The organism is Streptomyces sp. NPDC088732 (assembly GCF_044751205.1).
In the GTDB taxonomy this organism is placed as follows: domain Bacteria; phylum Actinomycetota; class Actinomycetes; order Streptomycetales; family Streptomycetaceae; genus Actinacidiphila.
In genome coordinates this window covers 148,646-170,729 of the sequence record NZ_JBIVLI010000021.1, presented here as the reverse complement: position 1 = coordinate 170,729, position 22,084 = coordinate 148,646, and the positions used below count along the sequence as shown (strand labels likewise).

The following is a 22,084-nucleotide window of genomic DNA, read 5'->3' as shown; positions in this document are numbered from 1 at the left end:
GCGCCGGCGGCTGAACCGCGGACCGTCCGTCAGCCGGAGACCGCGGCGCGCGGGCGTATCGGCTCCCGCTCCTCCCCCGCCGCCCGGCCGGCCGCGGGACCGGCGGCGGGGGCGTGGAACGGGTCGAGGGAGGGCGCGGGTCCCCGGACCGGGGCGGGAGCCGCGAGGTCGGGGTCGGAGAAGAGCGCTGGCTCGTCGTGTGAGGTCGACATGCAGAGCAGCGTATCCCGTGTTCGAATATCTGTACGATCCCCCGAAAGGGTTATCGGGAAGCGGGACCGAACCGCTTGACCTCCGGCTCCGGTTCCGCTCCCGCCGAAGAGGACTCCCACGGACCCCACGGCTCCAGCCCCGGCCCGTTGGGGCTGCCCGTCGCCGTGAAGGCGGCGAGGGCCCCCGCGAAGGCGCGCCCGAGGTCGAGGTCGGCCGCGTCCACCCGTCCCAGCGTGGGCGCGTCCCGGAAACTGTGGAAGTTGTTGAAGAGGAAGGGCAGTTCCGCACAGTGCGTGGCGCCCAGAGGGGTGCCCCCGATGGTGCCGTCCCCGGGCGTCCGCCGGGTGAAGCGGTACACGTACGCGGGGGACCCGTCGCGGGCGCACTGCCCGGCGATCTCGGCGATGCCCGCGCCGAAGACCTGGTCCGCGACGAGGTCCAGGGGCGCGTCGAAGGACGTGATGGACAAGAAGGCGGTCATCTCGTCCTGCGTACGGCCCAGCAGGACGTTCGTGCCGCGCAGGGCGCCGCCCGTCACCGCCTCCCGCCATCCCGTCGCCGCGAGCGCGCCGCCGCGCACCGGGTAGGTCGGCGGCGCGGTGTTGCCCGGCTGTGCGCGTTCCACCACGAGGCGCGCGTACGCCTCCAGCAGGCGTTCCACGGGCAGCGCCCGCAGCTCGGACGCCGCGGCGACCCCGGCCAGGCGCAGGTAGTGCGCGGCGGCGTCGGCCGCTTCCGCCGGGTCCTGCGGTTCCAGCGCCCACGGGCCGCTCTCGCCGATCACCCCCCGGACCATCCCGCGCGTCCCCGGGTCGAGCGCGAGGCCGAGCGCCGAGTACGCCCCGGCGGACTGGCCGCCGACGGTGATCCGGTCGGGGTCGCCGCCGAAGGCCGCGACGGAGTCCCGCACCCAGCGCAGCGCGGCGGCCTGGTCCTGGCTGCCGGGGTTGTCGGCCCCGATGTCCGGCAGGTGCAGATAACCCAGCGGGCCGAGGCGGTAGTTGACGGTGACGACCACGATCCCGCCGAGCGCCGCCAGCCGGCCGCCGTCGTAGAGGTCCCAGCCGCCCCCACCGCTGGTGAAGCCGCCGCCGTGGATCCAGAACAGCACCGGCCGGGGCGGCGCGCCGGCGTCCAGGGCGCCGTCGGGCACCCAGACGTTGAGATTGAGGCAGCCGGCCTCGTCGACATGGGGCTCGTGCGGCCCCAGGACCGCCTCCATCCGGCTGCGCCGCTGCGGGGCGTCGGGTCCGGAGCGCGCCGCGTCCCGCACGCCGTTCCAGCCGGGGTGCGGGCGCGGCGCGCCGAACCGCAGGTCGCCCACCGGCGACGCCGCGTAGGGGATCCCGCGGAAGGCGGTCACCCCGCCCTCCTCGACCACCCCGCGCACGGAGCCGCTCCCCGTGCTCACCACCGGCCTGCGCTGTTCGTGCGTGGTATCCATGACTGCTGGTCTACCGTCCCGCCATGACGGGCGCGCGCTGGGGGACCCCGTGGCGCCTCCGGAGGGTCCTGAAGACGCCCGGACTGCCGAATGCCCCGTCCCCGCCGGACCCGGCCGATGCCGCCGACCCGCCCTCCGCTTCCGGGGCCGCCGCCTGCCGGGCGCGCTCCTGGCCGCGGGCGGCCATCGGCGGCCGTAGAGGACGGTCCAGGCGACGAGGAGGGCCGTGACGGCGTACGCCAGGACCGAGTTGAGCGTCACCATCGTGGCGGTGGACAGCCGGTACGACAGACCGACGCGGGTCAGGGCCTCCAGGACGTACGCCGTCCCCCACACGACGGTCACGGTGCTCATGACACGGCGGAAGCCGGCGTACCGCCGGAGGCCGTCGAAGCGCGCGGCGCCCTCCTTGGTCCCGTCGGTGCCGAACCTCCGGCCGAACGGGAACATCAGCGGCCGCGGCGCGAGCAGGCTGCCCGGGCAGACCACGCCGAACAGCCCCGTCACGGCCGAGTCCTTGACCAGGAGCAGCCGCGTCGAGTGCGGCCCGACGACGGTGACCACCACGGAGATGGCCAGGAAGATCAAGGTCATGATCGCGAACTCGTCCGCCTTGCGCCGCCAGGCCGGCGACACGACCGTCTCCAGCACCGGCCGGACACCGGAGATCAGCAGGGCGGAGAACTCCGGCAGGCCCGCGTCGGTGAGCACGTCGTAGGTCACGACGGGCAGGACGATGGTGCACAGGATCGTGAGCGCCCAGCCGAGCGCCGAGGACGCGCGTGATGGTCCGGACATGATTTCCCCCGTTGCCGACCGATGTCCGGGGGAACACATGTGCCGCGCCACCGCCCGGACCGGGCATTTTGCCCGGCCTTGAGGCGGTGGCGCGGCGCCGCGGGGACGGCCTCAGTCCTCCGGCGGCAGTTCCCCGGAGAAGGCCGCGGCCAGCCGCAGCCAGGGGGTCGCCTCGTCGCCGCGCCCCTGCCGCTGGAGGGTGCGGCCCAGCATCAGGTGCGCGTAGTGCTCGACGGGGTCGCGCTCGATCACCGCCCGCAACTGCTGCTCGGCGCGGCCGAGCTGGGCGGAGTGGTAGTACGCCCGGGCCAGCAGCAGGCGCGGCGCGACCTGCTCCGGGACCTCCTCGACCACGTCCGTCAGCAGGCGGGCGGCCTCCGTGTACTCCTTGGCCTCGAAGAAGAGCCCGGCGCGCTCCCAGCGCTCCGCCGTGGTCTCCTCGGCATCCGCGAAGGACTCGAAGGACTCGAAGGGTTCGTGGGACTCGAAACGAACGGGGTTCACGTGAGCTCCTCTCCGGGTGCGGTGTGCGGCATGCGGGGCGCCTGCTCGAAGCCGAGCCGGCCCTTGTTGAAGTCCTCGATCGCCTGCAGGACCTCGGCCTTGGTGTTCATCACGAACGGCCCGAAGTGCGCGACCGGTTCGCGGATCGGACGGCCTCCGAGCAGCAGCACGTCCAGGTCGGGCGTGCGGCTGTCCGGGTGGGCGGCCGCCTCCAGCGTCAGGGTGTCGCCCGCCCCGAAGACCGCGAGCTGGTGCGCGTCCAGCGGGCGCCGTTCGGCGCCGGCCGTGCCGCGCCCCGACAGCGCGTACGCCAGGGCGTTGAAGTCGGAACGCCAGGGCAGGACCAGGCGGGCCCCGGGGCTCAGGGTCGCGTGCACCAGGGTGATCGGGGTGAAGGTGCTGCCCGGTCCGTGGTGCCCGGCGACGTCGCCGGCGATGACGCGGACCAGCGCGCCGCCGTCCGGGGACGACAGCAGCGCGGCCTCGGGTCCCTCGATGCTCTGGTAGCGCGGCGGGTTCCACTTGTGGGCCCGCGGCAGGTTGACCCACAGCTGGATGCCGTGGAACAGCCCGCCGGAGACGACCAGTTCCTCCGGCGGCGTCTCGATGTGGAGGATGCCGCTGCCGGCCGTCATCCACTGCGTGGCGCCGTCGGCGATGGTGCCCCCGCCGCCGTGCGAGTCCTGGTGCTCCATGCGGCCGTCGATCATGTAGGTGACGGTCTCGAAGCCGCGGTGCGGGTGCCAGGCGGTGCCCTTGGGCTCGCCCGGGGCGTACTCGACCTCGCCCATCTGGTCCATGTGGACGAACGGGTCGAGGATGCGCGGGGAGACCTCGGCGAAGGCCCGGTGCACGGGGAAGCCCTCGCCCTCGTAACCGCGCGGGGCGGTGGTGACGGTGCGTACGGGGCGCTGCTGGGCGGCCGCCGGGTCGGGTTCGGCGACGCGGGGCAGGAGCAGCGTGTTCTCCACGGTCACGGCGGGCATGGGACGCTCCTCGCTCGTTGGAACGGTGCGGGGTCCGGGGCCGGACCTCCGTCGGCTGATTTAACATTCAACCAACCTGCTTCATTCCGGCCCTCCCCGCCCGTTCGCCCGCCCGCCCGGGACCGCGGCTCAGAGGCCGAAGCGCGCGCGCTGCCCCTCGGGCACCAGCTCCACGTACTCCGGGTGCTTGCCGATCCAGGCCCGGATGAAGGGGCAGAACGGCAGGACCCGCAGCTCCCGGTCGCGCGCCGCGTCCAGCGCGGCGCGGGCGAGCACCCCGCCGAGGCCCCGGCCGCCGAAGCGGGGGTCCACCTCGGTGTGGATGAACGCGATCTCGTTTCTGTACAGGTGGTACTCGGCGAAGCCGGCGAGCTCCTCCTCGCCTCCCTCGTCCACCGCGTCGAAGAGCTCGAAGCGTGACTTGTCCGGGTTGTCCGCGACACGTGCTGCCATGGTGCGGCCCTTCTTCCTACTCGGGCCGCAGGGCGGCCAGTTGCTGCTCGAACGGGACGACCGTATCGGCCGCCGAACGGGGCGCGGGCGGCCGCGTCACCAGCAGCCCGGCCAGCTCGCCCGCGGCGCGCCCGATCCGGGTCGGCAGGGTGTCGGTCAGCGGGTCGCCGCTGCCGCCCCAGTCCTCGGAGGCCGCGTAGACGGCGGTCGGCACGACCACCGCGCGCAGGTAGGCGAAGAGCGGGCGCAGTGCGTGCTCCAGGGACAGCGAGTGCCGGGCGGTGCCGCCGGTGGCGGCGATCAGCACGGGCTTGCCGGCGAGCGCGTCGTTGTCGATCACGTCGAAGAAGGACTTGAACAGCCCGCTGTACGAGGCGCTGAACACCGGCGTGACGGCGATCAGCCCGTCGGCCTCGGTGACCGCGGTGATCGCCTCGGCCAGCGCGCGCCCGGCGAAGCCGGTGACGAGGTTGTTGGCGATGTCCACGGCCAGGTCGCGCAGTTCGACCACGCGTACCTCGACCGGGCGGCCGGCGTCGGCGGCGGACAGCCGCACGGCCTCGGCGAGCCGGTCGCCGAGCAACCGGGTGGACGACGGGACGCTCAGCCCGGCGGAGACCACCACGAGCCTGACCGGTCCGCGGTTCATCGGACGTCCTCCGTCTCCTTCTCGGCCGCGGCGGCGGCCGCGGCGGACTCCGCGTCCCGCCGGGCGACCAGCGAGGCGTGGTCGGGCGCGTCCGGCACACCGGCCGGGCGGCCCTTGGCGAACTCCTCGCGCAGGACCGGCACGACCTGCTCGCCGAGCATGTCGAGCTGCTCCAGGACCGTCTTCAGGGGCAGTCCCGCGTGGTCCATCAGGAACAGCTGGCGCTGGTAGTCGCCCGCGTACTCGCGGAAGGACAGCGTCTTCTCGATGACCTGCTGGGGCGAGCCGACGGTCAGCGGGGTCTGCTCGGTGAACTCCTCCAGCGACGGGCCGTGGCCGTACACCGGGGCGTTGTCGAAGTACGGGCGGAACTCGCGCACGGCGTCCTGCGAGTTCTTCCGCATGAACACCTGACCGCCGAGCCCGACGATCGCCTGCTCCGGCGTGCCGTGCCCGTAGTGCGCGAACCGCGTCCGGTACAGCTCGACCATCCGCTTGGTGTGGGTGGACGGCCAGAAGATGTTGTTGTGGAAGAAGCCGTCACCGTAGTAGGCGGCCTGCTCGGCGATCTCCGGCGAGCGGATGGAGCCGTGCCAGACGAACGGCGGGACGCCGTCCAGCGGCCGCGGCGTGGAGGTGAAGCCCTGCAGCGGGGTGCGCAGGCGGCCCTCCCAGTCCACCACGTCCTCGCGCCACAGCCGGTGCAGCAGCGCGTAGTGCTCGACCGCGAGCGGGATGCCCTGCCGGATGTCCTGGCCGAACCAGGGGTAGACCGGGCCGGTGTTGCCGCGGCCCATCATCACGTCGACGCGGCCGCCCGCCAGGTGCTGGAGCATCGCGAAGTCCTCGGCGATCTTCACCGGGTCGTTCGTGGTGATCAGCGTGGTGGCGGTGGACAGGATCAGCCGCTCGGTGCGGGCCGCGATCCAGCCCAGCATCGTCGTCGGCGACGAGGGCACGAAGGGCGGGTTGTGGTGCTCGCCGGTGGCGAAGACGTCCAGCCCCACCTCCTCGGCCTTGAGCGCGATCGCGGTCATCGCCTTGATCCGCTCGTGCTCGCTCGGCGTCCTGCCCGTGGTGGGGTCGGCGGTGACGTCACCCACTGAGAAAATCCCGAACTGCACCGGCCTCGTCCTCCTCCGTCGCTTCGATCTATGTGGTTGATTATTCAACCACCCCGCCCAACGAGTCCACCCACCCTCCTATTCCGCTCCGGCACCGTGGCCCGGATCACCCGAAGCGGCCCGCCACGTAGTCGGCCGTGCGCTGGTCGGAGGGGTTGCCGAAGATCTCCTCGGTGGCACCGTGCTCGACGATCCGGCCGGGCGTGCCCTGCTCGGCGAGGAAGAACGCGCACTGCGCGGAGACGCGCGCGGCCTGCTGCATGTTGTGCGTGACGATCACGACGGTGACCTCGCCGGCCAGCTCCATGATCGTCTCCTCGACGCGCCGGGTCGAGGTCGGGTCCAGGGCGGAGCACGGCTCGTCCATCAGCAGCACGCGCGGCCGCACGGCCAGCGAGCGGGCGATGCACAGACGCTGCTGCTGACCGCCGGACAGGGCGCCACCGGGCTTGCGCAGCCGGTCGCGGACCTCCTTCCACAGGCCGGCGCGGCTCAGGCACTCCTCCACCAGCTCGTCCTTCTCCCGGCGCGTGGCGCGGGAGCCGGTGAGCTTCAGGCCCGCCACGACGTTGTCGTAGATCGACATCGCCGGGAACGGGTTCGGCTTCTGGAAGACCATGCCGATCCGGCGGCGCGCGTCGGTGAGGCGGCGGCCGGGCGAGTAGATGTCCTCGCCCTCGAAGAGCACCTCGCCGGACAGGGCGGCGGACGGGATCATCTCGTGCATCCGGTTGAGGGTCCGCAGGAACGTCGACTTGCCGCAGCCGGACGGGCCGATGAGGGCGGTGACCTCGCCGGCGGGCATGGTCAGCGAGACCCGCTCCAGCACCTTGTGGTCGCCGAACCAGGCGGAGACGGCACGCGCCTCCAGCTCGGCCGGGGCCGGGGCGGCGCCGGTCGCTCCGGTCGCTGCGGTCACTGCGGTCACAGCCGGCAGGACGGCGGTGTCGGTCACCCCGGCGCCCTCGGCGGGCGCGGCGGTCTTCACGAGCTCCACGGGCGCGCCGGAGGCGTCGGGGGCTGCGGGGGCGTCGGAGGCGGGGACGGGCCCCGCGGACGCGGCGATGTCGGTCATGGTGGGTTTCCTCTACAGCAGGTTCGGGAGCAGCTGGGTGACCTGACCGGCGACCTTCAGGCCGACGACGGCCACCACCGGCAGGAAGACGATCCAGGTCTGGTGGCGGCCCCAGCGGTGCCAGGCCCACACGGCGGCGATGGAGACGAGGGCGAGCGCCTGGAGCCACATCACCAGCGGCCACGGCACGCCCGTGCCGGCGGCCATCGGCTGCTCGGAGTCGGGCAGGGTGCCGGGCTGGATGACGGCGGCCGGGCTCTCGACGGTGGCGGACACCTGCTCGGCGTCGACCCGCAGCACACCGGCCGGCAGATAGGACGGGCCGGTGGCGGTCACCAGCACGAGCCTGCCCTTGCCGGCGGCGAGGGCCGCGGGCGCGGGGTCGCCGGCCCGGCGGACGTCGATGACGCGGTAGGAGACCTTGCCCTGACCGGTGGTGACCGTGAGCGGGTCGCCGGCCCGCAGCCGCGCGAGGTGCCCGAAGGGACCCGAGTACGCGGCGGCTCGGCCCATCACCACGCTCGTGCCGGCCTGTCCGGGCATCGGGGTGTCGCGGCGGTGGCCGGGGCCGTCGGCGAGCACGTGGGAGTCGGTCCCCTCCAGGACCACCTCGCGCACGTCCAGGGACGGGATGTCGATGAGGGCCAGCGGGGTCCCCGGGGCGAGCAGCTTGCCGTCCTGGTCGGTCTGCGCGACGGGCGCGGTGCCCAGCGCCAGGTTCGCGCGCAGCGCGTCGAACGCCCCGTGCTGCGCGGCCCGGTACTCCAGGTGGCTCACGACCAGCAGCTGCGCGGTGAGCCCGAGGAGCAGCGCGGCCAGGGTCAGCAGCGCTCCCCGGGCGAGGTGCTGTGCGGGGGGTATCCGTGCGAGGGACAGCGTTACGGTGGCGCCCCGTTCACGGATACGGGGCGGGTTCGGTGCGACGACCGTCACGGCGGTCTGCCTCCTGCGGATGCGGTCGGGGGGCGCCGGGGAGGCCGCGCGGACGCGGCCTCCCCGGCAGGTGGATCAGGTGGACTTGATGGTGAAGTTCGCGCCGTTGCGGGCGTTCACCGTCGTGGAGCCCAGGTAGCGCACGTGGAGCGTGTGCGTGCCCTTCTTGAGCTTCGGCAGGGTGACGGTCGCCTTGCCGCCGCTCAGGGTGTGGGTCGCGACGACCTTGGAGCCGTCGAAGACCTGCACCTTGCCGCTCGGGACGGTGCCCGAGGCGGTGACCTTCACCGAGACCTTGGCCTGCTTGGTGTGGCTGACCGAGGTCGGGTGGGAGGTGGACACCGCGGCGGTGGCCTTGGTGACCGTCAGCCGCACGGTGGCGGTGGAGGTGTACAGGCCGCCGTTGCCGGCGTAGGACACCGTCAGCGTGTGCGTACCGACCGGGAGGTGGCTGGAGAGCGCGACCGAGGCCTTGCCGTGGCTGTCGAGGACGGCGGTGCCGCGGGTGGAGCTGCCCTCCTTCACCGTGACCTTGCCGCTCGGCTTGGCCGAGCCGCTGCCGGTGACGGTGACGGCGATCCGCGGCGTGCGCCCGTAGGCCGTCGCGGCGGCCGCGGCGGTGGTCCTGCTGGAGAACCGGACCGCGCCGGTCCAGGTGGCCGCCTTCTCGCTCGTGCCCACGAGGTTGTTCGCGACGAGGATGGCGGAGTACGTGCCGGCGGTCAGGCCGGTCGCCGTGTACGAGGTGGTGGTCGCCGCCAGGTCCTTGTTGACCACGATCGAGCCGTCGGCGCGGCTGATCAGGACGCGGTAGTCGGTCACCGGGACGCCGTCGGCCGCGGGGGCCGCCCAGCTGAGCTTCAGGCTGCCGCTGCCGAGGGTGGCCTTGACCACGGGGGTCGCCGGCAGCTGGACCTGGGTGCCGTCCTCCAGGCCGCCCTGCTTGGCGTGCCGGGCCAGGCTGACCGAGCCGTTGTAGGGCTCGTTCATGAAGCCGAAGTCGTCGATGACGTCCTCGGCCGTGTCCGAGGCCAGGGCCGCGGTGTGGCTGCCGCTGGTGACGAAGATGTCGTACAGCGCCTTGTCGAAGAAGACGCTGGTCGGGTCGATCGCCCGGGTCGGGACGACGTTGTAGACGTCGCGGCCGAAGGTCGCGTTGTCGTAGTAGCCGGCGACCGGGGCGAGCTTGCCGTTGACCTTCGTCACCGGCGAGGTGGCGCCCTGCTCGTTGGCGAACTGGATGTTGGCCAGGTAGGCGCCGCCGGCGCGCGCGGTGGCGCTGTGGTCGGGGGCGATGCCGTTGTTCTGGGCGATCCAGCTGGCGACGGAGAACGGCACCAGGGCGCCGTCCGCCTTGAGGGCGTCGTCCGCCTGGTTCTCCTGGACGACCGTGGCGACCTTCGCCACGTCGTTGTCGTTGAGGCCGAGCGCGGCGACGAAGAACTTCCGGGTGCCGGAGCCGGCCTGCGGGATGAAGGGGGTGACGGCCTGACCGTCCACCACCTTCAGCGTGCCGTTGTAGATGTCGTGCAGCTGGTCGACCGTCAGGTTCTGCAGCGCGGAACCTCGGGCGGCGACGCCCACCGCGTCCCGCGCCATCGGGATGTAGGTGAGGGCGGTACCGCTGGCGCTGGGGCCTCCCGAGGAACGGGCGAAGCTCACCTGGCCCTTGATGGCGACACCGTCGCCGTTGGGGTACTTGCTGCCGGACAGCGACGCGCTCAGAGCGATGCGTCCGTTGCCCGAGCCGTTGGGCCGGACGAACGCGACGCCCTTGTCGTGGGTGGTGATCGTGGCGGATCCGACCGCGTCGTAGGACGCGATGCGGGCGCCGCCCGCGGACACGGCGGTGCCGGCGTAGCTCTTGCCGTTGACGGTGTCGCCCGCGAGCGCGTTGAGCACGTCCTGGGTGGTGTCCGAGCCGACGCCGACCAGCTGGCGGAAGGCACCGGCATCCGGGTCGGCCTGGGCCGGGCTCGCGAGAGCCAGGCCGCCGGCCACGACGGCGGCCACGAGGGCCACCGACGTAAGGCGCGTAGAGCGCATGAAAGGTCTCCTGCTCATGAACGTGAAACCGGTCGTTGCCAGGAATCTGGCAGGGTGGTGCCAACCGTCCGCCCCGACTGCCTTTCGGGGCGGACGGCCGTTTGTGGGGGCGGCAGTTCGGCCGCCCGCGCGGGTCACCGTCCGAGGCGGCGGCGCAGCCGCCCGAACACCTCCCGCAGGACCGCCTCCTCCGGCAGCAGCGTCACCGCGCGGCCGCCGGGGAGCGGGATGCGCAGCGGCAGCCGGGGCCTGGCCCCGCCCGCGAAGGGCGCGCCCACCGCGGCGACGGCGCCGAGCGCCGCTCCGGCGGGTACGGCCCAGCGCAGGGTGCCGGCCGGGTCGGCGGGGGTGGTGCCGCCCGCGGTGACCTGGACCGCGTCGCCGCCGTCGAAGGACGGCTTGACGCTCGGCGCGGGGCTCGCCGACGGCGGGGCCGGGGTGTCCCCGGTGCCGCCGGTCGTGCCGAGGCCGCCCGTGCCGCCGATGCCGCCGGTGTCGCCGCCCGTCGTGCCGTCGTCGTGGCCCGCGGAGTGCGCGGGCTTGAAGGCCTCGATCCGGTCGGCCGCCTGGTCGGCCTGCGCACGCAGGGCGGCGGGCAGCGGGGCGTAGCCGGGCGGGAGTTCGCCGGGACCGGTACCGGTGGTCTGGCCGGAGCCGGCGGCGAACCGGAGCAGCCCGGCGTAGTCCTTGCGGGCGTCGGCGTCCAGCGCCGCGGGGCGCACGGCCGCGTGGACGATCTGGGCCAGCGGGTAGGCGTCCTTGGCCTTGGCCGCGGCCGGGTCGATCTCGCGGACCGCCTCGCCCGTCGCGCTCGCGGAGGCCGCGGTGAGCGACTTGGCGGTCGGCGCGGTGAAGGTGCCCGCGGCGTTGAGCAGCCGCGCGGTCTGCAGGCTGTACCGGTCCGCCGAGGCGGCGTCGGTGAGGGTGAGCACGAAGCGCGAGCCGACGGTCTGCGGGCCCGGGCTCTTGTACGCCGGCGGGCTGGCGAGGTCGTCCCAGGTGGACTTCCACAGGGTGTCGGCGCGGCGGGTGTGCACGGCACCGGAGTGCATGTCGTCCACATAGGGGTGGAAGTCGGTCATGCACTGCTGTTGCTTGGTGTTGGCCCCGGGCGGGACCGTGCACCAGGGGTCGCTCTTGGGGAAGTCGTCCCGGGCGAGGTCGAAGACCCCGGAGGTGTTCATGTCCGGGTTGGTGCTGTAGTACGGGTTGACCGTCATGCCCCAGTCGTCGGGGATACCCGACAGGAAACGGCGGGCGTCCCGGTCCGAGGCGATCCACTTCCACACCGCGCGGGCGGAGTCGGAGTGGCCCAGGGCGGTGATCAGGTCGGTGTCGGTGGCCGGCGTCTCGGAGACCGACAGCTGCGCGAACTCCGGGTTGTACTTGAGGAATTCGGGGTCGCTGGCCAGACCGTCCGGGTTCTTCAGGGCCCACCCGTAGCCCTTGGCCGCCACCGGCGAGGAGGCCGAGCCGGTGACCGAGCCCCAGGTGGAGTTGCGGTACGACTCGGTGAGCAGCTTGGCCACCAGGCGCGGGGTGAGGTCGATGGACTCCACCTTCGTGCCGGTCAGTCTGCGCACCGACTCCGGGGCGCCCGCCCTGGCGCGGCGTTCGATGGTGAAGCCGATGACGACGCCGGACAGGGCGACCGGCGCGTAGGACGCGTCGTCGGTGGCGTTCAGCGCCCGGGTGGTGAAGACCAGGCCGCTGCTGCCGTCGTTCTCCAGGCGGGCGCGGGCGTCGGGCTCACCGAGCTCGGTGTAGCCGTAGACCTTGCCGGTGGGGCAGAGGGCCGCCTGCCAGCTGGTGATGGCGTCGGAGGCCAGCTCGCTGCCGCTGGTGGGGCGCTCGTCGGAGCCGAGCGGGCAGGTGGCGCCGACCTTGTTGAAGTCGAGCCTGACGGCGATCCGGTTCTTCCAGTTGGTGGAGGAGACCGGCGAGCCGGCGTTGACCTGGGTGTGGTCGGCGTACGGCTTGCCGTCCAGGTCGAGGTGGCCCTGGGGGACGATGACCAGCCAGCAGGACCGCGGCACGCTGTGCCCGTTCCTGGTGACCGGCATGCCGCAGCCCAGGTGCGGGGCCTCGTAGGCGGTCTGGACCTCGAAGAACTCCTTGCCGGAGCCGTCCGCGCTGGTGCGGGCGAAGTCGACCTCGTTGGTGGTGTTGTAGTTGTACAGCCGGTTGTTCTGCAGGTTGCTGGTGACCAGCGTGCCGTCGGCCGCCTTGAAGGGCACCTCGCCGGGGGCGTTGGGGTTGGCGGCGCCGTACTGGCTGTCCTGGCCGTAGTTGGTGGGGTCGGCGCTGTAGAACACGTTGCGCGTGTCGTCCAGGGCGTTGCCCGGCCAGGTGCCGCGGCCGGTGGTCGGCGAGGCGCCGTACTGGCACTGGGTGCGCGACGGGCCGGGGTTGCCGGGGACGGTGCCGTCGTCGTCGCCCCAGCACTGCATGATCTGCACGAAGTCGGTGTTGAACTGGGTGCCGGCGAAGGTGGTCGGCGTGCCGCCCTTCCAGGAGACCGTGACGGCCTGGCTGGTGAGGTGCTTGGTCTGGCTGACCGTGAACGTCATGTCCTTGAACTCGCCGCGCCCCTTGACGCTGACGGCGGAGTTCCCCGGGTCCGCCGCGACGGCCGGCTGCGCGGCCTGGGCGACCAGGCCGCCCAGCAGGGCGCCGACGGCCGCACCGGCGGCGAGGCGCGCCAGGAGCCGCCGCACGCGGCTCCCCCGGGTGTTCCGGCGCATCATCGGGATCTCCTTCGCAGGATCTGGGAGACGGCGGCGGGCAGCAGCACCAGGCCGAGCAGCGTGATCACGGCGAGCAGCATCAGCGTCTGGGCGCCGCCCCAGCCGCTCTGGGCCGCGACGGTGACCGGCTGGGCCAGCGCGACCGTGCCGGTGGCGCCGCCGGAGGTACCGGTACCGCCGGTGGCGCCGCCGTCGGCGGCGACGTTCTGGCCGGTGTCGGGGTCGACGGAGGGGGTGCCGCCGGTGCCGCCCGTGGCGCCGCTGGTTCCGGTGCCGCCGGTGGAGCCGCCGCCCGTGGCGGCGCCGCCGGAGCTGCCCGAGCCGCCGGAGGACGAGCCGGTGCCGCCCTTGGCGCCGCCGCTCCCGTTGGTGCAGGGCGCAGCGCCCTTCTTGTCGCAGGCCTTCGGGAACGGGGCGGTCTCGGCAAGGCGGTTGTGGCCGTCCGCGCTGAAGGTCGGGTTGTTGCAGCCCTTGATGTTGATGGACTGGGTCTTGACGCCGGGGATGCGGCGGATCTGGTCGAAGCCGGCCTGCACCAGGTTGATCGGGAGCGGCGAGTAGCCGAGCTGGGGCGCCTGCTGCTGGCCCTGGCACATGAAGTAGTACGAGAAGGCGCCCAGCGTCCGGCCCTTGGCCTTGGTGAAGGTGCCCTGCTCCTTGAGCGGCAGGATCATGTACGAGTAGCTGGACAGCGGGTAGTTGCGCCGGTCGCTGTCGTTGTAGACGCCCGCGAGCTGCTGGGTGAGGTAGTCGGCGGAGCTCTTGTCGGTGTTGATCCGCGCCTTGAGCAGCGACACGGCGACGTTCTGCGCCGTGGGCTCGGTGTAGTAGCCCGCGTGGTTGAGGACCTTGGCGACCGGGAAGTGCGCGTTCAGCGCGTACGAGTAGTTGACGTAGCCGATCGCGCCCTCGCCGTAGCCCTGGGCGACGTAGCCCGCCACTCCGAGGTCGCCGGACTGGGCGATCATGCCGGGGAGGGTCGGGAAGTACGAGGTCTGGCCGCAGGCGCCGGAGCGTCCGACCTTGCCGCAGTAGGCCTGCCACAGCGACTTGTGCTGGTCGGCCATCCACATCGTGAACTGCGCGGTGGAACCGGAGCCGTCGGAGCGCACGACCGGGATGATCGCGCGGTGCGGCAGCTTCACGCCCGGGTTGTCGGCGGCGATCGCCTTGTCGTCCCAGTAGCTGACGGCGCGGGTGAAGATCTTGGTGACCACGTCGCCGGACAGCCGCAGGTTGTCGACCCGCTTGCCGTTGATCGTGAGGTGGTACATGAAGACGGTGCCGCCGGCCACGATCGGCATGTACGCGTAGGTGCCCTTGGCCGGGTTCTCGGCCGCGGAGCCGTCGGTGGGCCTGGTCTGGAACGGGATGTCGGAGACCGCGAAGTCGACCTGGCCGTTGAGGAACTGGCGACGGCCGTCGGAGCTGCCCGTACCGGAGTAGCTGACCCGCATGCCGTACTGGTTGACGCCGCGGCGCCACTCGTCGACCGCGTTCTCGGCCCAGGTGGAACCGGCGCCGGCGATCGGGGTGTAGCCGGCGTCGGCCACGGCGGGCTGCGCCGCGGGCACGACCACGGCGGCCAGCACGCCGAACAGCGCGGCCAGCGCGCTCAGGGCACGCCATCTGGCCCGGACGGCCGTGTGCCGTCCGGTGAGGGGATTGCGCATCAGTCGTTGTCTCCAGAAGCGGTGGCGGTGGCTGCACCGAGCACGGAAAGGGCGGGGGCGTGGAGCTGGTCAAAGCGCTCGACGTCGCGGCGGGAGGCACGCTCCGTGCGGCGCGCCTGGCGCTTGGTCTGCTGACCCGGTCCCCGGCCGCCCAGTACGCGGGCGATCGCGAAAAGCACCAGGACCAGGGCCATCAGCACGGCGGCCGCGCCGAAGCCCCGGGCGATCATGGTGGGTTCCGGGGACTTGACGAAGTTGAAGACGGCCAGCGGCAGGGAGATCATCGGGCCCTGCAGCGGGTCGGTGTTGAGTGCCGCGGTGAAGCCCGCGGTGAGCAGCACCGGCGAGGTCTCGCCGACCCCGCGGGCGGTGCCGAGGATGACGGCGGTGGCGAGGCCGGACCGCGCGGTGGGCAGCACCACGTGCCACACGGTGCGCCAGCGCGGCGCGCCCAGCGCCTCGGAGGCCTCGGTCAGGGTGCCGGGGACCAGCCGCAGGACGACGTCGGAGGCGCGGATCACGATCGGCAGCATCATCACGCTGATGGCGAAGGCCGCCGCCAGGCCCGACTTCTGCATGCCGAGGCCGAGGATCCAGGTCGCGTAGACCATCAGGCCGGCCACGATGGACGGGAGCGCCGTCATGGCCTCGACGATGGTCCGCACGAAGCGGGAGTAGCGTCCGGGGACCTGGTTGAGGTAGACCGCGCAGGCCAGGCCGAGCGGCACGGTGATGGCCAGCGCGATGCTGATCATGATCAGGGTGCCGAGCATGGCGTGCGCGATGCCGCCCGCGCTCAGCGGGTCCAGGGGGCCCGCCGCCTGCATGTCCTGGGTGAAGAAGTTGCCGTGCGGCAGGGCCGTGCGGCCGCGCCACAGCGTGAAGCCGACGACGAGGACGAGCGCGGAGAACAGCACGGTCGCGGCCGACCACAGCACGACCGTCATCACCCGGTCGCGGATCGCGGGGCCGTCGTCCTCCAGGCCGGTCAGGATGGCGTAGGCGGCGAGGAAGGCCAGGTAGGCGGTCACGGTGAAGCCGAGCGCGCCGGACAGCGGCGCGAGTTCACCGAACAGCAGGACCGCCAGGCACAGGCCGGAGGCCGCGGCACCGGTGAGCGCCAGCACCGCGTTGCGGTCGACGCCGCCGATCCGGCGCGGCCGGTCGGGGAGTTCGGGCGCGGCGGCGTCGGCGGCAGCGGGAGTGGCCGTCACGGCGTCCTTCACGGCGGCCGCGGGGGTCTCTTCGACGACGGTCATGTCATGCCTCGCTCTGCGAGCCGGAACGGGAACGGGCCACGACGGAGGAGGCGGTGAAGTTGACCACCAGCGTGAGCAGGAACAGCGCCAGGCCGGCCGCCATCAGCGCGGACATGCCGAAGTCGGAGGCGTCGCCGTAGTGGAGTGCGATCAGCGACGAGACCGAGTTGGCACCGGTCTGGAGAATGTGTGGCTGAATGGTGAAGACCGGCGAGATGATCAGGTAGACCGCGATGGTCTCGCCGAGCGCCCGGCCGAGTCCGAGCATGGTGCCGCCGATGATGCCGCCCCGCCCGTACGGCAGGACGACGGTGCGGATCACGCCCCAGCGCGTCGCGCCGAGCGCGTACGCGCCCTCCCGTTCACCCGCCGGGGCCTGGGCGAAGACCTCGCGCATCACGGAGCACTGGATCGGCGCCACCATCAGCGCGACCACGAGCCCCGCGACGAAGGACGAGGCGGTGTAGACGCTGCTGGAGGCGAGCGGCTCGCCCGGCTGCGTGCCGTCCACGTGCAGGAAGGGGATCCAGCCGAACCAGTCCGACAGCCAGCGCGACACGCCAATGACGTGGCCCTGCAGGAAGAACAGGCCCCACAGGCCGTAGACCACGGACGGCACGGCGGCCATGAGGTCGACCATCGCGATCAGCGTGCGGCGCATCCGGCGCGGCGCGACATCGGAGATGAACAGCGCGGTGCCGAGGGCCAGGGGCAGGGAGAAGACCACGGCCACGGTGGCGATCAGCAGCGTTCCGGTGAGGACCGCGGCGATGCCGAAGTGGTGGACGTCGGGCTGCCAGGCGGCCGTCGTGAGGAACGACAGGCCGGTCGCCTTGAGCGCCGACCCGGCCCTCAGCAGCAGGAAGAGACCGACCGCCGCCATGATCGCGAGCACGGTCGTGCCGGCCGCGGTCAGCTGCCAGCGGAAGACGCGGTCACCGGTCCCGCGGGCCGAGTCCTTCGGGCGCGGCGGTGCGCTCTCCGGCTCCGGTCTGACCGGCTCCGCTCCCGCCGTTGCGGTTGACATTGCTGCGCCCCTCCCTCGATTACGCCATCTACGGGCGTAGTTCCCGGCAGATTCAATGGGGGGTGCATGACGTCGGGGGCGTTCACAAGTGATGAAAATGTGAACAGTGCGTGTTCTACAAACGTGGGCCGCGTGGAAGTACCGCAGAGGGGGTTGCAAGTGAACGGGCGACCGTAGCGGAACGGCCCGCACCGGCGCCAATTACGTTCACGGGTGGGTGAAATGTGGCGACTCGACTGGCTCCGGACCCGTCCGGCGGAGCACTCTGCTGGGCACGTGCCCATCGCCCCGCCTTCCGCGGTGCCCCCGTCGGCGCGCCCCGCCCAGCCCAGCCCTCGACGCCGGAGTCCCCACCCCCTCCATGACCCAGCTGACCCCGCCCCCGCCCCTCCCCGCCCTCGACGCGCGCTCCGCGGCGGGTCTCGTACGGCGGTGGCGCAAGGCGGTGGACCCGGACGAACTCGCCTGCGCCTACGACGCGTTGGCCGAGGCCGGCCCACTCGTGCCGACCCCCTGGGGCGCCCTTCTGGTCACCGGGCACGAGGACTGCCGGCAGGTGCTCGCCGACCGGGTCTGGCGCACCCTCGGCGCCGGCTGGCGCGACACCCACCGCCCGGGCTGGCGGAGCAGCCCCGGCACGGTGGGGCTGTGCGAGACGCCGCTGCAGCAGGACCCGCCCGAACACACCGCGCGCCGCCGCCCGCTGAACACCGCGCTGGCCCCGCGCGCCATGCGCGAGGCCGCGAAGCACCTCGTGGAACCCCTCGTCGCCCGGTACGTCGGCCGGTTCGCCGCGGCCGTGCGGGACACCGGCAGCGCCGACGTGGTCGCCGAGGTGTGCCGCCCGCTGCCCACCGCCGTGCTGGCGGGGCTGACCGGGATGCCGCCCGAGGTCGACCGGGCCTGGCTGGCCGCCGAGAGCGCCGCCATGGTGCGCGTGGAGGAACTGGCCGCGCCCCCCAGCGTGGTGCGGCGCGCCGATGCCGCCGCCGTGGCGCTGCTCGCCTGCTACGACCGCGTCCTGGCCGAACGCCTCCGGCGCCCCGCCGGCGACCTGCTGTCGCGGTGGGCGGCCGAGGATCCGCACGGGGCCCGCTACCTGCTGCTCACGCTGTTCTCCGCGGGGGTGCCGACCACGGCGGCCCTGCTGGCCTCGGTGGCCCTGGCACTGACCACCCGGCCGCTGCTTGCCGAAAGGATCCGCCAGGATCCCGGATTCGCCGAGCAGCTCACCGACGAGGTCCTGCGCTGGGACCCGCCCGGGCGCGTCGTGACCCGCGTCGCCGCGGCCGGGACCGAACTCGCGGGCCGCGACCTGCCCGCCGGGCAGGTCGTCCACGCCCTGATCGGCGCCGCCCACCGCGATCCGCTGCACTTCCCCGACCCGCACGCCTTCGACCCCGACCGGCCCCCGCGGCGGCTGCTCGCCTTCGGCACCGGCCTGCACTACTGCCTCGGGTCCCATCTGGCCCGTACTCAGGCGGTCGCCTTCGCACGGTGCTTCGCCCGCGCGCTGCCGGGAGCGCGCGCCACGGCGCCGCCCGAGCGCCATCGCGGACCGAGCATGGCCGACATCGCCCGCCTTCCCGTCCACTCGGCAAGGGAGACCGAGCCGTCGACATCCTCCCCGCCCTGAACGGCCGGGATTCCCAGGCGTAGACGCCCCCACTGACAACGAAAGAGAGCGCAGGTCAGAACAGATGCGCAGAGAACTCCGCCGCTTCACGCCTCCGGCCGGAGGACCCGTTCCTCCCCGGCCCCAAGGCGCCGGCAGCCCGGGAGAAGACAGGTGACCGACATCCAGGACGCCACCGACGTGTTCGACAAGGACCTGTCCTCGTCCACGTTCGTCCGGGCCATGGAGACGACCGGCATCCGGCCCTTCTACCGGCCGATGCACGCCTCGGCCGACGGCGAGGCCCTCGTCGAGGGCCGCCCGGTGGTCATGGCCGGCTGCAACGACTACCTGGGCCTGTCCACCGACCCGCGGGTCACCGCGGCCGCCGCGCAGGCGCTGACCCGCTACGGCGCCTCCTGCTCCGGGGCCCGCACCCTCAACGGCACCCTGCCGCTGCACGGCGAACTCGAGCGCCGCGTCGCCGACTTCCTCGGCACCGAGGCGGCCGCCGTCGTCACCACCGGCTTCCAGGCCAACCTCGCCGTCGCCGCCCTCCTCGGCAAGGGCGACATCGTCTTCAGCGACATGGCCAACCACGCCTCGCTCGTCGACGGCATCCGCCTGGGCGCCGCGCGCCGCGTCCTGTACCCGCACTCCGACACCGGGCACCTGGACACCCTGCTGGAGCAGGCCACCGCCGCCGACCCGGCCGCGGGCAAGGTCGTCGTCACGGACGGCATGTTCTCCATGGACGGCGACCTGTGCCGGCTGCCCGAACTCACCGCGCTCACGGCACGGCACCGCGCCCGGCTGATCGTCGACGGCGCGCACGACATCGGGCTGCTCGGCACCGGCGGCCGCGGTGTCGCCGAGCACTACGGGCTGCTGGACCGGGTGGACCTGTTCACCGGGACGCTGTCGAAGTGCTTCGGCTCCACGGGCGGCTTCCTCGCCGGGCCCGCCCACGTCATCGACTACCTGCGCTACAGCGCCCGCTCCGTGCTGTTCTCCGCCTCCATGCCGCCCTCCGCGCTGGCCGCGGGACTGGCCGCGTTCGACATCGCCGAGGCCGAGCCCTGGCGCCGCCTGCGCGTCCTCTCGCTCGCCGACCGGCTCCGCGCGGGCCTGCGCGACCTCGGCTACGACACCGGGAACTCCGTCACACCCGTCGTGCCCGTGCTGATCGGCGACGCCGCCGACTGCGCCCGGATGTGGCAGGCCCTGTTCGACGAGGGCGTGTTCACCAACGCCGTCGGCGCCCCCGCCGTGCCGGAAGGACGCTGCGTCATCCGGGTGACCGTGCAGGCCACGCACTCCGACAGCCACCTCGCCCGGATCCTCGACGCCTTCGAGGCGGCCGGCCGCCGCGTCGGGCTGCTGCCCGCGCTCCCCCGTCAGGCGGCCACCCGATGACCGCCCCCGCCACCGCCCCGCACGCCGCCACGGGCGCACCCGTGCGCGTCTCCCCCGTCGACGGCCGGGCGGACACCACCGCCTTCATCCGCCTGCCGTACGCGCTCCACCGCGACGACCCGCACTGGGTCGCCCCCCTGGAGCGGGAGATGCGCGCCTTCCTCGACCCGCGCCGCAACCCCACCTTCGACACCGCCGAGATCCGGCTGCTGCTCGCCCGGCGCGGCCGGACCGTCGTCGGCAGGATCGCGGTGATCTCCGACCCGCGCTACCAGGAACGGCACGACTTCACCTGCGGCCACTTCGGCCTCTTCGAGTGCGCCGACGACACCGAGGCCGCCGCCGCGCTGTTCGACGCGGCCGCCGCCTGGCTGGGCGAGCGCGGACTGACCCGGATGCTCGGCCCGCTGAGCTTCTCCGTGAACGACGAGTGCGGAGTGCTGGTGGACGGCTTCGACGGGCCGCCCAGCATCGGCATCCCGTACAACCCGCCCCACTACGACCGGCTGCTGACCGAGTGCGGCTTCGGCAAGGCCAAGGACCTGCTGTCATGGCTGGTGCCGATGCCGGCCGACGGCGAGCCCCCGGCCGGCATCCGCCGGGTCGCCGAGCGCACCCTGTCCGACCCCGCGGTCCGGGTGCGGCCCCTGGACCCGGGCCGCTGGGACGAGGAGATGGCCGTCATCAAGGACATCTACAACGAGGCCTGGGCCGAGAACTACGCGTCCGTCCCGCTGACGGACCGTGAGTTCCGGCACATGGCCGACCGGCTGAAGTCCCTGCTCAACCCCGAACTGGTGCGGATCGCCGAGGTGGACGGCGAGCCCGCCGCCTTCACGATGTGGCTGCCCGACGTCAACCAGGCACTGCGCGCCGCACGCGGCCGGCTCACCACCTGGGGGCTGCCGGTGGGGCTGCTGCGCGTCACCCGCGGCATGGGCCGCATCACCCGGGTGCGCGGCGGGACTTCGGGCGTGCGCAAGGAGCACCGCAGCCGCGGCCTGGTGGCGGTGCTGCTCGCGGACGCGCAGCGCGCGGCGCACCGGCTCGGCTACACCGAGACCGACCTGTCCTGGATCCTGGAGGACAACCGCGGCTCCAACCGGCACGCGCAGGCCATGGGCGGCGTCCACTTCCGCACCCACCGGCTGTACGTGCGCGACGGCGGCCCCCGATGAGATACCTGGTCACCGGCGCGACCGGCTTCGTCGGCGGTCACCTCGTCCGCCATCTCGCCGAGCGCGGCGAGCAGATCACCGCCCTGGTGCGCGACGGCCGCCGCGTGCCGGGCGCCCGGCTCGCCCCCGGCGACCTGCGCACCGGCGAGGGGCTCGATGACGCGCTGCGCGACGTCGACCGGGTCATCCACCTCGCGGGGGTCACCAAGTCGGCCGACCCGCGCGCCTACACCGCCGTCAACACCGACGGCACGCGGCGGCTGCGCGACGCCGTCGCCGCGCTCCCCGTGCCACCGCGGCTGGTCTACTGCTCCTCGCTGGCGGCGTCCGGCCCCGGCCGGCGGCGCCGCGCCGAGCAACCCCCCGCGCCCGTCTCCCTGTACGGGCGCAGCAAGCTCGGCGGCGAACTGGCGCTGCGCGAAGCGGCCGGCCGGGTGTCCGCCGTCACCGTCCGGCCGCCCATCGTCTACGGTCCCGGCGACCGGGAGTTCCTGCCCCGGCTGGTGGGCGCGGTGCGCACCGGGCTGCTTCCGGCCGTGGGCCGGCCCGGACCGCGGCACTACTGCCTCATCCACGTCGACGACCTGTGCCGCGCGCTGATCGCCGCGGCCGACCCGGCGACGGCCCCCGGCACCCACCACGTCTGCGACGGCACCGAGCACCGCTGGGACGACATCGGCGCGGCCGTCGCCGCCGTACTGCGCCGCCGCGCCCCGCGCGTCGTCCACGTCCCCGCGCCGCTGGCCGCGGCCGCCGCGCGCCTGGCCGGCCGCTCGTCGATGCTCAACCCCGACAAGGTGGCCGAGGCCCGCCACCCCGCCTGGACCTGCGCGCCGAGCGACACGCTGCCCTTCGGCCCCGCCACACCGCTCGCCGAGGGGCTGCGCGCCTCGCTGACGGGCTGATCCGTTCTCCGCACGCACACCCCGAGGAAGGGGGGACCG

General features: G+C 73.4%; 18 protein-coding genes. 4 read left to right on the top strand and 14 right to left on the bottom strand.

Annotated features, from left to right (window positions below; all coding sequences use genetic code 11):
* Positions 1-29 precede the first annotated feature (29 nt).
* From ACIP9H_RS31585 to pstC, 14 genes are all read right to left on the bottom strand, one after another.
* The gene (locus ACIP9H_RS31585) at positions 30-212 is read right to left on the bottom strand and encodes a hypothetical protein (RefSeq protein WP_401962204.1); all 183 of its coding nucleotides are present in this window, start codon (positions 210-212) and stop codon (positions 30-32) included.
* 50 nt (positions 213-262) lie between these two features.
* On the bottom strand, positions 263-2,455 hold the full coding sequence (locus ACIP9H_RS31580) for a VC0807 family protein (RefSeq protein ID WP_401962201.1): 2,193 nt from the start codon (positions 2,453-2,455) through the stop codon (positions 263-265).
* A 111-nt stretch (positions 2,456-2,566) separates the two neighbouring features.
* Entirely contained in the window at positions 2,567-2,959 is a 393-nt protein-coding gene (locus ACIP9H_RS31575) for a tetratricopeptide repeat protein (RefSeq protein ID WP_401596244.1), read from the bottom strand.
* Positions 2,956-3,945: a pirin family protein gene (locus tag ACIP9H_RS31570; protein ID WP_401596241.1), complete on the bottom strand. Its 990-nt coding sequence runs from the start codon at positions 3,943-3,945 to the stop codon at positions 2,956-2,958. The genes ACIP9H_RS31575 and ACIP9H_RS31570 overlap by 4 nt, the downstream gene beginning before the upstream one ends.
* Before the next feature lie 129 nt (positions 3,946-4,074).
* Complete coding sequence (locus tag ACIP9H_RS31565) at positions 4,075-4,398, bottom strand: GNAT family N-acetyltransferase (RefSeq protein ID WP_401596238.1); 324 nt, start codon at positions 4,396-4,398, stop codon at positions 4,075-4,077.
* Positions 4,399-4,414: 16 nt separating this feature from the next.
* Complete coding sequence (locus ACIP9H_RS31560) at positions 4,415-5,047, bottom strand: FMN reductase (RefSeq protein ID WP_401596236.1); 633 nt, start codon at positions 5,045-5,047, stop codon at positions 4,415-4,417.
* A complete protein-coding gene (locus ACIP9H_RS31555) occupies positions 5,044-6,171 on the bottom strand; it encodes an LLM class flavin-dependent oxidoreductase (protein ID WP_401596233.1) in 1,128 nt (375 codons plus the stop codon). Before ACIP9H_RS31555 ends, ACIP9H_RS31560 begins: the two co-directional genes overlap by 4 nt.
* A 106-nt stretch (positions 6,172-6,277) precedes the next feature.
* Positions 6,278-7,246, bottom strand: coding sequence for a phosphate ABC transporter ATP-binding protein (locus ACIP9H_RS31550; RefSeq protein WP_401962197.1), 969 nt, complete (start codon positions 7,244-7,246; stop codon positions 6,278-6,280).
* 12 nt (positions 7,247-7,258) lie between these two features.
* Positions 7,259-8,179, bottom strand: a complete 921-nt coding sequence (locus tag ACIP9H_RS31545) for a sortase (RefSeq protein WP_401596231.1) — start codon at positions 8,177-8,179, stop codon at positions 7,259-7,261.
* 75 nt (positions 8,180-8,254) lie between these two features.
* Positions 8,255-10,225 carry an Ig-like domain repeat protein gene (locus ACIP9H_RS31540; RefSeq protein ID WP_401596228.1) on the bottom strand — a complete coding sequence of 657 codons (1,971 nt, stop codon included), beginning with the start codon at positions 10,223-10,225 and terminating at the stop codon, positions 8,255-8,257.
* A gap of 134 nt (positions 10,226-10,359) precedes the next feature.
* Positions 10,360-12,972 carry a hypothetical protein gene (locus tag ACIP9H_RS31535; RefSeq protein ID WP_401962194.1) on the bottom strand — a complete coding sequence of 871 codons (2,613 nt, stop codon included), beginning with the start codon at positions 12,970-12,972 and terminating at the stop codon, positions 10,360-10,362.
* Positions 12,969-14,645: a phosphate ABC transporter substrate-binding protein PstS gene (locus ACIP9H_RS31530; protein ID WP_401596220.1), complete on the bottom strand. Its 1,677-nt coding sequence runs from the start codon at positions 14,643-14,645 to the stop codon at positions 12,969-12,971. Before ACIP9H_RS31530 ends, ACIP9H_RS31535 begins: the two co-directional genes overlap by 4 nt.
* On the bottom strand, positions 14,645-15,904 hold the full coding sequence (gene pstA, locus ACIP9H_RS31525) for a phosphate ABC transporter permease PstA (RefSeq protein WP_401962191.1): 1,260 nt from the start codon (positions 15,902-15,904) through the stop codon (positions 14,645-14,647). Before pstA ends, ACIP9H_RS31530 begins: the two co-directional genes overlap by 1 nt.
* 1 nt (position 15,905) lies before the next feature.
* Positions 15,906-16,931: a phosphate ABC transporter permease subunit PstC gene (gene pstC / locus ACIP9H_RS31520; protein WP_401596214.1), complete on the bottom strand. Its 1,026-nt coding sequence runs from the start codon at positions 16,929-16,931 to the stop codon at positions 15,906-15,908.
* Between the two features lie 361 nt (positions 16,932-17,292).
* Between pstC and ACIP9H_RS31515 the strand changes: the two genes are divergently transcribed.
* The 4 genes from ACIP9H_RS31515 (at position 17,293) to ACIP9H_RS31500 (ending at position 22,045) form a co-directional block, all read left to right on the top strand.
* A complete protein-coding gene (locus tag ACIP9H_RS31515; RefSeq protein ID WP_401962188.1) occupies positions 17,293-18,567 on the top strand; it encodes a cytochrome P450 in 1,275 nt (424 codons plus the stop codon).
* Between the two features lie 153 nt (positions 18,568-18,720).
* Complete coding sequence (locus tag ACIP9H_RS31510; RefSeq protein WP_401596209.1) at positions 18,721-19,962, top strand: aminotransferase class I/II-fold pyridoxal phosphate-dependent enzyme; 1,242 nt, start codon at positions 18,721-18,723, stop codon at positions 19,960-19,962.
* Positions 19,959-21,140 carry a GNAT family N-acetyltransferase gene (locus ACIP9H_RS31505; protein ID WP_401596207.1) on the top strand — a complete coding sequence of 394 codons (1,182 nt, stop codon included), beginning with the start codon at positions 19,959-19,961 and terminating at the stop codon, positions 21,138-21,140. Before ACIP9H_RS31510 ends, ACIP9H_RS31505 begins: the two co-directional genes overlap by 4 nt.
* On the top strand, positions 21,137-22,045 hold the full coding sequence (locus ACIP9H_RS31500; protein WP_401596204.1) for an NAD-dependent epimerase/dehydratase family protein: 909 nt from the start codon (positions 21,137-21,139) through the stop codon (positions 22,043-22,045). Before ACIP9H_RS31505 ends, ACIP9H_RS31500 begins: the two co-directional genes overlap by 4 nt.
* Positions 22,046-22,084: the final 39 nt, after the last annotated feature.